Annotated in this window: 9 protein-coding genes; 7 read left to right on the top strand and 2 right to left on the bottom strand. The window is 71.2% G+C overall.

Translation table 11 applies throughout. The annotated features are described in order from the left end of the window. Positions 1-42 precede the first annotated feature (42 nt). A complete protein-coding gene (locus tag ACFV3E_RS23070) occupies positions 43-477 on the top strand; it encodes an Rrf2 family transcriptional regulator (protein ID WP_500536328.1) in 435 nt (144 codons plus the stop codon). A gap of 117 nt (positions 478-594) precedes the next feature. Here ACFV3E_RS23070 and ACFV3E_RS23065 read toward each other — a convergent pair whose 3' ends face one another. Beyond that, positions 595-1,509: a LysR family transcriptional regulator gene (locus tag ACFV3E_RS23065; protein WP_500536327.1), complete on the bottom strand. Its 915-nt coding sequence runs from the start codon at positions 1,507-1,509 to the stop codon at positions 595-597. A 131-nt stretch (positions 1,510-1,640) separates the two neighbouring features. Between ACFV3E_RS23065 and ACFV3E_RS23060 the strand changes: the two genes are divergently transcribed. From ACFV3E_RS23060 to ACFV3E_RS23035, 6 genes are all read left to right on the top strand, one after another. Next, entirely contained in the window at positions 1,641-2,663 is a 1,023-nt protein-coding gene (locus tag ACFV3E_RS23060; protein ID WP_500536326.1) for a DUF4331 family protein, read from the top strand. A gap of 222 nt (positions 2,664-2,885) precedes the next feature. Next, complete coding sequence (locus ACFV3E_RS23055) at positions 2,886-3,026, top strand: hypothetical protein (RefSeq protein ID WP_500536325.1); 141 nt, start codon at positions 2,886-2,888, stop codon at positions 3,024-3,026. A gap of 432 nt (positions 3,027-3,458) precedes the next feature. Beyond that, positions 3,459-7,223 (top strand): S8 family serine peptidase, encoded by a 3,765-nt coding sequence (locus tag ACFV3E_RS23050; protein ID WP_500536324.1) that lies wholly within the window; start codon positions 3,459-3,461, stop codon positions 7,221-7,223. Between the two features lie 148 nt (positions 7,224-7,371). Then, positions 7,372-8,286 (top strand): hypothetical protein, encoded by a 915-nt coding sequence (locus tag ACFV3E_RS23045; protein WP_500536323.1) that lies wholly within the window; start codon positions 7,372-7,374, stop codon positions 8,284-8,286. A 156-nt stretch (positions 8,287-8,442) separates the two neighbouring features. Continuing rightward, a complete protein-coding gene (locus tag ACFV3E_RS23040; protein ID WP_500536322.1) occupies positions 8,443-8,676 on the top strand; it encodes a type II toxin-antitoxin system HicB family antitoxin in 234 nt (77 codons plus the stop codon). Position 8,677: 1 nt separating this feature from the next. Beyond that, positions 8,678-9,049 (top strand): toxin Doc, encoded by a 372-nt coding sequence (locus tag ACFV3E_RS23035; protein ID WP_500536321.1) that lies wholly within the window; start codon positions 8,678-8,680, stop codon positions 9,047-9,049. Positions 9,050-9,117: 68 nt separating this feature from the next. On the opposite strand, the gene ACFV3E_RS23030 is transcribed toward ACFV3E_RS23035, so the two are convergent. After that, on the bottom strand, positions 9,118-13,233 hold the full coding sequence (locus ACFV3E_RS23030) for a carboxypeptidase regulatory-like domain-containing protein (RefSeq protein WP_500536320.1): 4,116 nt from the start codon (positions 13,231-13,233) through the stop codon (positions 9,118-9,120). Between the last annotated feature and the right edge of the window lie 32 nt (positions 13,234-13,265).

Genomic DNA, 13,265 nt, shown 5'->3' with positions numbered 1-13,265 from the left:
CGTAGTCGTAACAGAAAATGTTTCCACTGGGAGGAGGGTCACATGAGCGCCAACAGCAGGCTGACGATCGCCGCTCACGCGCTGGCCTGGATCGGCCTCTACCAGCGCCAGGGCCATGAGGTCGCCACCTCCGAGCAGATCGCGACCAGCGCGAACACCAATCCGGTGGTGATCAGACGCCTGCTGGGCGAACTGCGCCGAGCCGGTCTGGTGGAGTCCCGGCGAGGCGCGGGCGCGGGCTGGTCGCTGGCACGTGAGCTGGGATCGATCACCTTGCTCGACGTGTACGAGGCCGTGGAACCCGGACCGCTCTTCGCGCTGCACCGGACCACCCCTGACCAGGGATGTGTGGTCGGTCACGGCATCCAGCCGGCGATGCAAGGTGTCTACGAGGGCATCGAGGAGACCGTACGACGCGATCTGTCCCGCGTCTCGCTCGAGGACGTGCTGCGGGACGTCCTCGCGGCACCTCGCTGACGGCAGGCACGGCCCAGGCGCGCGGACCGGTCACGCCGACCTCGGCTGACGGAGAGGTCTCTGCCGTCACGGTCAACATCGAGTAGCAGGGCTCACGGCCGCGTGACAACAGCGACGTCAGCGACCCTCGCGGTGGGTACGTGCCGCGATCCGGAGCAGTTCCTCGACCGCGCCGGTCAACGGGCGGTCCTTCGGCCACACGGCGCGCAGCCGGCGGCGCAGGTCGGCCCCGGTCACCGGGACCTCCACGATGCGCTCCTCGGCCAGGTCGTCCCGGACACTGACCGCGCTGAGCACCGCCGGGCCCACGCCTTCGGCGACGGCCTTTCGTACCGCGACGTTGGCGTCCAGCACCATCAGGGGTCTGGCCGGCTCGGCTCCCGCGCCGGCGAGCACACGCTCGATGGTCTCCCGCGTGCCTGAACCCGGTTCGCGGACGATCAGGCGGGTCCGGGCCAGCTCGGTCAGATCCACCGGCTCCCGCCGTCGTGCCCAGGCATGCTGCGGCGCGACCACGACGACCAGCCGGTCGGTACCCACCTGTCGTGAGCTGAGGCCGGACGGAACGGTGGGCGCCTCGATGAACCCCAGACTGATCCGGCCGTTCGCCGCGAGCGTGGCGACCTGTTCGGAATTGGTCACTTTGAGGCTGACGTATACGTCGGGCGATCCCCGCTGCAGCGTGCCGATCCACCGCGGCACGAAGTGTTCGGCCAGCGTCATGCTGGCCGCCAGGTGCAGGTCGAGTGCGTGGTCACCGCGCAGCGCCGCGACGCCCACCATCAGAGAGTCCACTTCGGCCAGCACCCGCCCCGCCCATTGGCACACCGCCTTGCCCTCGACGGTCAGGGCGGAGCCGCGGGTGTCGCGGTTCACCAGCCTCAGCCCCAGGCGCCGCTCGAGCTGGGTCAGGCGCTTGCTCGCGGCGGGCTGGCTGATCCCCATCCGCTCGGCGGCCTGCCCCAGGCTGCCGAGCTCGGCCACCAATGTCAGCAACAGGAGACTGCTGAGATCGGGAGGCGACCTGCTCATAACCACAGTGTATGACGGCATTCCCGATGTGTCGGTACCAGGCTGCCGCCCGCTCGGCGAGGATGAAACAGTCCGGAAAAACGCCCGGCACCCATTCCTCGAAGAAAAGCCGAGAGAATTGAGGACCGACCATGTCGCACCATCTCGACACTCCGCTGGCGGCCCAGAACGGCCAGCTGTTCATCGACGACCTGTACGTCTTTCCCGGTGAACGCAGCACGGTGTTTGTCATGGACGTCAACTCCGACATCACCGGCGTCTACGCCGAGCCCGGGTTCCACCCGGAAGCACGCTACGAATTCAAGGTTCACTTCGACGGCGCCGAATTCGAGACCTTGACCTATCGGGTCTCCTTCGACGAACCCGGCCCCGACGGCAGGCAAACCCTGCGCCTGCACGTCCTGACCGGAAACGAGGCGCGCGAGGACTCCGCTGACGGCGACCTGGTGCTGGAAGGCCGCACCGGTGAGACGGCCGACGCGGATGGCACCCGCGTCTGGGCCGGGCGCATCTCCGACTCCTTCTACATCGACCTGTCCCTGCTGGCCGTCGTCAACGGGGCGGTGGCCAAGGGGACTGCGGTGGACCTCTCGGACTGGCGCCCGCAGGAGGCGCAGAACAGCTTCGCCGGCACCACCGTGGAATCGATCGTGCTGGAGGTTCCGCACGAGCACGCGCAGCTGCGCCCCGGGGCCCGCACGGGCGTCTGGTGCGCGACCAAGCTGGCCACCGACGCCGGCGGATGGCGGCAGATCAACCGCGGCGGGCACCCGATGATGTGGCCGATCTTCTGGCCCGGCGACACCGACTTCAGCAACCCGGCCAACACCCGGCACCCCTCGCAGGACCGTGCCGCCGTCGGCGAGTTCATCGCGGGCCAGGTCGCGGCTGTCGTCGCGGCCACCGGGACGTGCGCCGACCCGGAGGGCTACGGCCGGACCGTGGCCGGGCAGCTGTTCCCCGACGTGCTGCCCTACGTCGTCGGAACGCCCGCCACGTACGGCTTCGCCGCCCGCAACGGCCGCACCCGGGCCGACAACGCGCCTGAGGCGATGCTCTCACTCGTGAGCAACACGGCCGTGCCGGCCGGACTCAAGCCGTCCGTCGCCCAGCACCTGCGGAACGACCGCTTCCCGTACGTCGTGCCCGTATGACCACCCCGGTCACCCGTGCCCTCCGCGTCGAGATCGTCGCGGAGGGCTTCGGCGGCCGGATTTCCGGCGCGGCCAGGGTCTTGCGCGGATGCGTTCTCGGCTGACACGCCCTGCCGCAGCCGATGATGCGTGTCGGCCTCACCTCGCCTGCGAGACCATCCCCGGTATGGCTCAGCCTGCCGAAGGCTCCGTTCCGACCGGGCCGAACTGCGCCGGTGCCGCATGACCGATCTTGACGCCGTGGCGCCAGGCAAGGACGAGACGCTGCTCATCTCCGGCGCCACAGGCGGCGTCGGCGCCTTGGCCCTGCAGATCGCCGCCGCCCGCCCCGGCGCCGAGGCCGGCTTCGTCACCTGCGGCTGACCCCGCCTTTCCGCGGTCCGTCACCCAGGCTGCGAACCGTACCCGACCGCGGTCGGCCCGGGCCGGTGCGGGGCGGAGCCGACATCCGCGCGAGGTCAGCGACGGGTTGCGACGCGCCCGCCTGGCCGGCGCTCTCATGCTGCGTCCGCGATGGCCGGTGTGCGACGAGATGACCGCGATGCTCCGCACGTCGACGACCGCCGCGCTCGTCCCCGTCGTCGAGGGGGTATCGCGAGAACACCGGTACCACGCTCCTGACTGCCGTTCACAACGAGAGCCCGTTGTTCCGTTGGTGCGCCCGCACCGTCCGCCGGGAGGCGCGTCAAAGGGGTGGGCGGATCGGGGCGGTTGAACGGGAGGTAGACAACAAACACATCACATGTTGTGACACCATGCGTTGCACATCCAACGGAGACTCGACCAAGGACTCGTGTGCGACCACATCTTCCGGCCCGGCAGGGCCTGCCCATCCTGGCGGCGGTCACCGCGCTGCTGACGGTGGTCCCCCCGGCGACAGCCGCCGACCACGCCCCCGCCGCGACCAAGGGCGTCACCATAGCCGACGGCGGTTCACTCGGATCCACTGCGCGGACCGTCACCCTCATCTCCGGTGACCGCGTCACCGTCACCCCCGACGGCTCCGGCCCCGCCACCGTCACCGTGGCCGCACCGAACGGAGACCGGGCGGACGTACGCGTCAGCAGCAGGGACGGGGACGTCTACGTCGTGCCCGCCGCGGCGGAACGGTACGTGGCCGCCGGTCTCCTCGACGAGAGCCTGTTCAACGTCACCCGACTCGTCGCCGACGGATACGACGACTCGCGCTCCCGTGGGCTGCCCCTCATCCTGAGCTATTCCTCGGACTCACTCCGCAAGCAGGACCTGACGTCCCTGCCGGAGGGCGCCACCGGCGCACGGACGTTGACCAGCATCGACAGCACTGCCGTCACCCAGAGCCACAGCCGGGCGGCGGACTTCTGGGCCGAGCTCACCCAGGCGACGTCCGGGGCACGCGGCACCACCGCGGGCGAGCCGGCGCTGAACGGCGGCGTCCGCAAGGTCTGGCTGGACGGCAAGGTCAAGGCGACGCTCGAGTCGAGCGTCGCACAGATCGGCGCCCCCGACGCCTGGGCGCGCGGCAACACCGGCAAGGGCGTCGACGTGGCCGTCCTCGACACCGGATACGACACCGAGCACCCGGATCTCGCAGGCGTCGTCGCCTCGTCCCGGAGCTTCATCCCGTACGAGGACGTCGTGGACCGCAACGGCCACGGCACACACGTCGCCTCCACCATCGCCGGCAACGGCGCGGCGTCCGGGGGCAAGGAGAAGGGCGTCGCGCCCGGGGCCGCGCTTCACGTCGGCAAGGTCCTCGACAACTCCGGCTCCGGATCCGACTCCTGGGTCATCGCCGGCATGGAGTGGGCGGCGCGCGAGACCAAGGCACGCGTGATCAGCATGAGCCTCGGCGGTTTCGCCCCTGACGACGGCGCGGACCCGCTCAGCCAGGCCGTGAACGCACTCAGTGCCGAGACGGGCGCCCTGTTCACCATAGCGGCGGGCAACAACGGTGAGAACGGCCCGTCCACCGTCACGAGCCCGGGCTCCGCGGACGCCGCCCTGACCGTCGGCGCCGTCGACCCCACGGACACGGTGGCCTGGTTCTCCAGCCGCGGCCCCCGATTCCGTGACGACGCGATCAAGCCCGAGATCACCGCACCCGGCGTCGGCATCCTCGCGGCGCGCTCGCAGTACGCGACGTTCGGCAGTGGCTCCTACGCCTCCCTGAACGGCACGTCCATGGCGACCCCGCACGTGGCCGGCGCCGCCGCCCTCGTGGCGGCCGGCCACCCGGAGTGGACCGGGGCCCGCATCAAGGACGCCCTCGTGAGCACGGCCCACGAGACGCCCGCCAACACGGCCGACGACGGTGGCAACGGGCGCGTCGACGCCGCGGCGGCCTCCGCGGCCCGCCTGGTGGCCACCGGCACCGCCGACGCGGGCATCCACTCCCTGGGCGGAAAGCCCGGGCAGACCGTGGACCGCCGGATCGAATGGCTCAACTCCGGCGACGAGGCGGTCACCGTCACGCTACGGGTCGACGCACCCGATGCACCGCAGCGCCTGTTCACCGTGGCGGACCGTCAGGTGACCGTACCGGCTGGGGGCACCGCCGCCACCACGCTCACCACCGTCCTCGACCGCGCGCCGGCGGGTTCCCGCTTCAGCGGACACCTCACGGGCCTGGTGGACGGCAAGCCCACCACACGCACCCTGCTCGCCGTCAGCACCCGCGAGGAGCACCACCATCTGCGGCTGCACTTCCAGGGCCGGGACGGCGAACCGCTGGCCAACGTGGTGCGGGTCCAGCGCCATGGTGACGGGTCCCGCTTCGAGGGGGTGACCAACACACGCGGCGACATCGACCTGGTCGTGCCGAACGGCGTCTACACGGCCTGGTCGTGGGGCGACGTCCGGGGCACCCACGGGGCCTCCTCGCTCGGGCAGGCGCTCCTGGTCAAGACCGGCATCCAGGTCCGCGACGCCGACACGTCGGCGACCGTCGACGGCAGGCAACTGCGGCTGACAGAGGTCGTCACACCACAGGTGACAACGGCCGGCGTCGTCCGCGCCGATTTCCTCCGGTCGTTCACCGACGGCTCTCCCTCCATCGGCGAGACCTCGACCCTCGCTCCCCAGCACGACAGCATGTGGGCGCTGCCGACGAGCAAGCCCGCCGACGGCGATCTGCTGTACACCGTCCGGGCACGGATGGAGCAGCCTCTGCTCAGCCTCTCCTCGGGCTCCCAGAGCTTCGACGACCTTGCGCTGGAGCCCGGTTCGGCCCGGCCGGCCGACCGGACGCACACCCTCCCGGCCGTTTTCGCCGGTGACGGCCGGGAGCAGGACTACGCCGCGGCCGGGGCCCGGGGCAAAGTGGCGGTAGTCCGCTACGTACCCCCGCCGGACGACGACGATGACGGCGATTCCCGGACCGCCTCCCACGACCAGATCGCCGCCGCCGAGAAGGTCGGCGTGGCGGTCCTCGTCATCGTCAACGGCGACAGCGGACGCTACTGGCCGAGCGGCAGCCGCAGCAAGATCGTCGTCGCGGGCATCTCGCGGACCGAGGGCGAGATCCTGATCGACCGCATCCAAAGCGGTGCCGGCTCGGTGCCCATGCACATCGTCGGCCGCTCCACGACCGCGTACCTCTACGACCTGGTGCGCACCTGGCGCGGCGGCATCCCGAAGACCCTGCACTATGCGCCGGGCAAGAGGGAACTCGCCCGGGTCGACGTCGATTTCCGCACGGTGGACAAGGTGTACGAGAACCGGCTCGACATCCAGCCGTACCAGCTCTTCCTGCTGGACTCGACCCGGCTGTCGACCTCCGGGGCGCGTCGCACCGACTGGGTGACCGCCGCCCCCGACGCCATCTGGAGGGAGGAGGCCCATCAGAGCGGCAACCAGTACTCCGACCAGTACTCCGGACAGGTCGCCTATCCGGCGGGACGTGCCACGAACGTCCGGTGGTTCGGTCCGGTCGAACGACCCCGGGTCGTCGAGTACCTGGACACCCCGCGGCGCACGGGCGACTCCGTCCTCGGGCAGATTCCCGGCTTCGGCGACGGCGGCCGCCATCACGCCGGCACCAATGGGCCCGGCACCACGACGCAGTCCGTCGAACTCCGCCGGAGCAACAAGCTGCTCGGCAGCACCGAAGGCCCGTATTTCGACTTCCCGGTTCCGAGCGCCACGAGCCGCTACCGGCTGGTGACCACCACGAAGCGCACCGAAGGGCACCCGTACTCCACCTCCACCCGCACCGAGTGGGGCTTCACGTCCGGAGCACCGCGGAACGGCAAGGCACCGCTGCTTCCCCTGGTGCAGCTGGACTACACCATCCCGACCTCGACCGACGGCTCGGCCCGGCGTGACGCCGAGCTCGTCGTGGAGCCGTCGCACATCCGCGGCGCCTCCACGGCCCGGGTCCGCACCGACAAGGTGGAGCTGTCCTACGACGACGGCAGGACCTGGCACCGCGTCAAGCCGCGGGAGCTGCGGGACGGCGCCGTGCGCGTGAGATTGGACGCCCCGCGGAAGGCCGCGTTCGTATCGCTGCGGGTCCACGCCTCGGACACGCGGGGCAACACCGTGACGCAGACGGTCATCCGGGCCACCGCCTTGCGCTGACCGACCGTCGGCGACCGGGCCGGGTGGGAACCACTCGGCCCGGTCGACCTCGGGGCCCTCGGGGCTCTCGGGGAGGTGACATCGCGAGCCGCACCTGGCACGGGAAAAGGGCTCCCGGGCGACCCGTCCCGTGCCATGATCCAGGCTTGTGTGGGGTGACGAGAATCTGGCCGAACTCGAGGATTCCCTGAAGCGTCTGGCGATTCCCGGCCGCGTTCCGGCCCGGGTCCGCGTTGCCATCCGTCGCAGGCGTCACCTTCGCATCTTGTTGACCTGCATCCTCCTTTGCGCAGCGACGGGCGCGGTCTTCGTCTCCGTCGACTACATGACCGCCGACGGCGTATCCATGGCACAGACCCCCTGGGCAGTGGTCGCGCTGGTCTTCGGTGCCGTCGCGATTCCGGTGATGACCCTTCGCAGTTCCCTCGGCGGGCGCGAGGCACCGCAGGCCCGCTTGTCCTTCCGGCAGGTAGGGGTGGTCTTCGGCGCACGCCGGTACGCACTGGTCATGGAGATCGCCGAGGCCATCACGGCCTGCGCGGAGGCGCACAGGGCGGGCGGCGAGAGGCTGGCACCGGAACTTCGCAAGGTCTCCCGCCGGATCGGAGCCGTCAGTCGTGGCATATCCGCCGCTCACAGGCAACGGCGCTCCGTCTCCTTGCTCTCGCACCGCCGCAGGACGCTCAAGGCGCACGAGCGCCGGGTGATTGCCGCGCTGCGCGCCTGCGAAGCCCGTCTCGACAGCGATCCGCGCCCGGCGCTGGAGGAGCTCGGCGGACTCCTTCTGACCATCGCGGATCGCTACTGCCAAGCCCGGGTGGGCGCGCTTCTGGACGAGAGCCAGTTGCAGGGCGCCGTGGCGGGGCCTGACCGGGAGTGGATCCGTACCGTCGTGTGGGCCGTCCTCACGATCGGTGGCGTGATCGGCGTCTCCCGGCTGGGGTTGTCCGACGGCGCTGAGCCGATCGTCATGGCGTGCACCGCCATCGCGGTGGCGGCCGTGGTCTGGAACCGCTCCGTACGTCGCGCCTTCGACATCGTCGGCCTCGCCCTGGGCCCCTGAGAGCGAGCACCGCGCGCCGTGGCGCGCACCCGGGCGAGCCGGCGTCGGCACCAGCGTTCGCCGTCGCTCCGGCCTCGGGCTTGTCACGAACCTCGCGATCGGGGTAGCGCCTGGCGCCGCATCCCAGTGTATAGCAGTCTGCTATACACTGGGGGCATGGCGAAGCAGATCAACATCCGGCTCGATGACGCCGTTCATGCCCGTCTCGTCGCACGCGCCGAGGCCGAGGGCACCACGGTGACCGCTCTGATCACGCAGGCTGCCGAGCGCGACCCCCGCCTCGACGACGGGGCCGTCACGGCCGCCGCGTTCCTGGCCAGGCATGCCGCGGAGTTTGCCGAGGCGTTCCCGGAAGAGGAGCCGGACAGCGCCACCGGACGGGCCGCCTGAGGTGGAGCTGCAGGTCGACATCCGCTGGCTGCTGGAACGCCAGGCCGAGGTGCTGCAGAAGGAGCCGTCGGTCCACGACTTCTCCGGCCTGGTCGCGGCGGTCGCCCGGCACCGGGTCAACGCCCCGAAGCTGGATTACACCGTAGACGCAGCCTGGCGTGCGGCAGCCCTCTTCCACGAGATCGTTTCGGTCCGCCCGCTGCCCGCCCGCAACGCCATGTACGGGGCGCTCGTCGCGGTGGCCTACATGGCGGCGTGCGGCCAGGTGGTCGATGCACCGTACGGGGCGCTCAGCGACCTGGCGAAGCAGGTCCGTGCAGGGCGCGCGGACGTCTACGCCTGCGCCGACCAGATCCGCCGCTGGCGGCTCTGACCCACCACCGGACGGGCGCGGGCCGGTCCCGAGGGGCCGGCCCGCGTCCGCTTCCGCCGGATCGGGGGTTACTGCTTCTTCAGCGTGAAGTCGCTGGTGACCGTCGCCCCCTTCTTGATCTTCACCGTGGTGGCCACCGGCCGGTAGCCGTCCTTGGCCACGATGACCTCCAGCGGGTTGTTGCGGGAGTCCAGCCACAGGGAGTAGGTGCCGTCGGCGGCCGTCCTGAGCGAGTAGTCCGCCGCCCAGCTGCCGATCTCGACGGTGGCGCCGGCCAGCGGCTTGGTGGTGCCGTCGCTCTGGATGCCGCGGACGGTTCCGGTGATCTTGCCCCAGGTCTTCGGCGGGTCGACGTGCAGGGACACCGGGACCTTCCGCATCCCGTACGGGCTGTCGTTGTCCAGCGCCAGCTGCGCGGTGAAGTCGCCCGGCTGCGCGACCTCGGGCACCGAGGCGTCCAGTGTGACGATGACGGTGGTGCTCGCACCGGGCTGCAGGGTGAAGTGCTGGGTGCTCGTCCTCAGCCACGGGACGTCGCTCGTGCCGCCCTGGTCGTATCCGGGCAGGAGCTCCACGGTGTTGCTCGGGGTGTACGGCTCGCTGCCGCCGCCGATCTTGTACAGGCCGAGGGCGGCGCCGCCGCGGTAGGTGGCCACGTCTGCGTTGGGCAGGGCGGTCCAGGCGCCGGCCTGCGGGTCGTAGGCGAAGCCTTGGTTGGTGAGGGCCTCGTGGCTGATGCCGCTGGAGATCACGAGCTGGTCGTTCGCCGCGGTGGACGAGGAACTCCACAGCGGGATCGGCAGGTCGGGAAGCGAGGTCCAGGTGTCGGCGGCCGGGTCGTAGACGTAGGCGTGCTTGCTCTCGCCGAGGGAGTCCGCGTCACCGCCGGCGCAGTAGAGCTTGCCGTTGACGCCGCCGCACGATTCCCAGGCGACCCGCTCCGGGTAGTCGGCGATCCGGGACCAGGTGTCGGTGTCGGGGTCGTAGGCGTACGCCTCGGCGGTGCCGCAGCGGTCGTCGCAGCCGCCGACGGTGTAGAGCTTGCCGTCGAGAGCCGCGTTGCCCTGCCCCGCGTAGGCCGCGGGCGTCGGTGCGCCGGTGCTCCAGCGGTCGGCGACGGGGTCGTAGATCTCCAGCTTGGGGTCGGTGGTGTTGTCCGGGAGCCAGCCCCCGACGGTGTAGAACCTGCCGTCGACGAACTGCCCCGAGGGCGCCTCCCGGCGGTCGGCCGCACTGGCCACCTGGCTCCAGCTGCCGACGACGGGGTCCAGGACGTACATCGCGTTGGTGACGTCGAAGCCGGTGTAGCCGAAGGCGGAGTAGACCTTGCCCTCGTAGGTGCCGACCGCGTTGCCGAGGACGGTCTCCGGGAGGTTGGGGCCGGTCTGCCAGGCGCCGCCGGACGGCGCCGCGGCGAGCTTCGCCCCGGTCGGGGTCGAACCCTTCTTGCTCGCGTGCGGGGAGAAGTGCCCCTTGACGGTCTGGAGGGGCGCGCCGCTGCCGAGGGCCTGGGACCGGAAGCCGCCGGCCCGTTCGCCCACCGTCACGGTGACGGGCGCGCCCCCGGTGTTCTCGACCGTCATGTTCCGCGTGGCGGACTTGCCCCAGGCGAGGTTGGCGCCGACGGAGTCCGGAGTCACGGTCAGTTGCCCGGCCTTGAGCTTGTAGGAGGCCGTGACGGCGCTGTCGGCCGCGATGTTGACGTCCTTGGCCAGCTCTGTGTAGCGCGGCCTTGCCGCGCTGACCTCGTGCTTTCCGAGTCCTGGCGAGAACATGAGGTACAGCCCGTCACCGAGCGCGGGGTCCTCGGGGGTGGCCACGCTCGTCGCGGTCGCCCCCGGCTCGCCCTTGACGGTGACGCCGGCGCCGACCAGGCCCTTGCCGGTGTTGGCGTCGGTCACGGTACCGGTGACCAGGCCGCCGGGAGTTGCCGTGTAACCGCGATCGCCGACGAAGACGTCGTCGAGGCCCCACCACCAGGCGAACTCGGTGACGAAGTGGAAGCGCACACGGACGTCCCGCTTGCCGGCGAAGTCGTCGAGCGGGATCTCGACCTTGGCGTGGTCCGCGAAGCCTGCCGTCGCCGACCACAGGGACTTCCATGTGGCGCCGTCGTCGGAACTGGCGTCGACCGAGACCGCGCTCCCGTCGGAAACCCAGTACATGGCGTCGAAGGCCAATTCGGGATCGGACGCGTCGGTCAGGTCGTAGGCGGGGCTGATCAGCTGTGTGTCGTAGGGCGAACCGATCGTGGGGTTGTCGGCGATGGCGAAGGCTCCGTCGCCGCCGGTCTGGTTGCCACGGCCTCCCGGGTCGTCGAAGGTCCAGCCGCCCTCACTGCCGTCGGCGTTGACGACGCGCCAGCCCTGCGGGGCGGAGTCGGTGGACGCGAAGTGCTCGGTGGCGCCGTCCAGATGCACGGCGTAGCCGGGTGCGGTGGCCTTCCAGGAGTCGGCCCGCAGGGACAGGTCGAGGGACTGCGGCGCGTCGGTGACGGTGAGGGACCTGGTCGCCGTCGTGTAGCCGGGGAGTGACGCGTCGGCGTGGAGGGTGTAGTCGTGGCCCTCGGGAAGGCTGAGGGTGAAGGCGCCGGTGGCCGGGTCGGTCCACACCGGGCCGCCGGGGACGCCGTCCACGGTGATCTTGGCGTACAGCGGCCAGCCGTGACCGGAGCCGTCGGTGACCTTGCCGGAGACGGTCTGACTGGGGACCGGCTTCAGCGCGAAGTCCCGCGTGACGGTGCCGCCTTCGGTGACGTCGACGTCCTTGGTGGTGCTGCCGGCGTAGCCGTAGGCCTCGACGGTGACGTCGTAGCCGCCCACCGGGAGGCCGAGGGTGTAGCCGCCGTCGGCCCCGGTGCGCGTGACGTTGTCGGTTCCCGCGCTGACGGTGGCACCGGCGAGGGGCTTGCCGGTGACCTGGTCGGTCACCGTGCCGGCCAGCGTCCCGTGCGGGCCGGTGCGGAAGGCCCGCAGGCCGTCGGGGGTGCCGAGGCCCGTCGGGCCGTCGTATCCGGCGGCGCCGGAGCACAGGTAGGCCGGGGAGCAGGTGCCGTTGCTGCCGGCGGTGACGTCGTGGAACCCGGCGTCCGCCGCGTAGGGGTAGGAGTTGGGGTACGTGCCCGCTACGGGGGTGCCGGCGTTGGCGTAGACGGCGGCGATGATCGGCGAGCCGGCGCTGGTTCCGCCGAACTGCGCCCAGCCGCCGCCACCGTAGGTCTGGTAGACCGCGACCGGGGTGGCGGGGTCGGCCACCGCGGCGACGTCCGCGACGGCGCGGTTGGCGCACCCGCTGTCCTGCTGGAAGGCGGGCTTGGGCACGTAGAGCGAGCACCCGGACCCCGCGCCGTCCCAGACGGTCTCGGACCAGCCGCGGCTGCTCCCGCTGTCGGCGGTCAGGGAGGTGCCGCCCACCGCGGTCACGTAGGACGACGCGGCCGGGTAGGAGACGCCGTAACCGAAGTCGCCGGAGGATGCGACCATCGCGACGCCGGGGTGGTTGTAATGGGCGTCCAGCACCGTCGTCTGGTAGGGGTCCTCACCGCTGCCGAAGCGGTAGTCGGTGCCGTAGGAGTTGGAGACGAACTTGGCGCCGAGCGCGACCGCCGTGTCGACGGCGGCGCCGAGGTCCTCGAAGCTCGGGGTGTCTGCCTCGACGAGCAGGATGTGGGCTTCGGGGGCGATCGCCGAGACCATGTCGAGGTCGAGGGAGATCTCTCCGGCCCAGTCCGGGTCGGGCTGCGGGTAATCTGTGCCGCCGCGCTGGTCGACCTTCGTGAAGCAACCGTTGTCGGCGGTGCAGGCGGGCAGGCCGTACTGCTCGCGGTAGACCGCCAGGTCGTCCTCGGCGGTCGGGTCGTCGAAGGCGTCGACGACGGCGATCGTCTGCCCCGCTCCGCCGGCCGCCGGGAGGTTGTAGGCCGAACGCAGGTCGGCCGGTCCGAACCCGCCCGGCGCCGCGGTGGTCCGCAGGCCCTTGGACGGCTTCACATCGGTGCGGCGCAGGGCGTAGCAGGTGGCCTCGCCCTTCTTGGCGGCGCCGCACGCCGCTTCGTAGGGTGCGTCACCGCCCGCGGCAGCGGACGCTGTGGCGGTCGCGGCGGAGGGCGCCGCGGCCTGGGACGGTGTCTGGATGCCCAGGACGGCCAGCGCGGCGGTGACGATCACCGCCGACCAGGTGGACATCCGCCGCCGGAGCGGTGGACCGGATATGTGTG

Source organism: Streptomyces sp. NPDC059718 (genome assembly GCF_042733315.1).
Taxonomy (GTDB): Bacteria; Actinomycetota; Actinomycetes; order Streptomycetales; family Streptomycetaceae; genus Actinacidiphila.
This window is presented reverse-complemented; position numbering and strand designations above follow the sequence as displayed.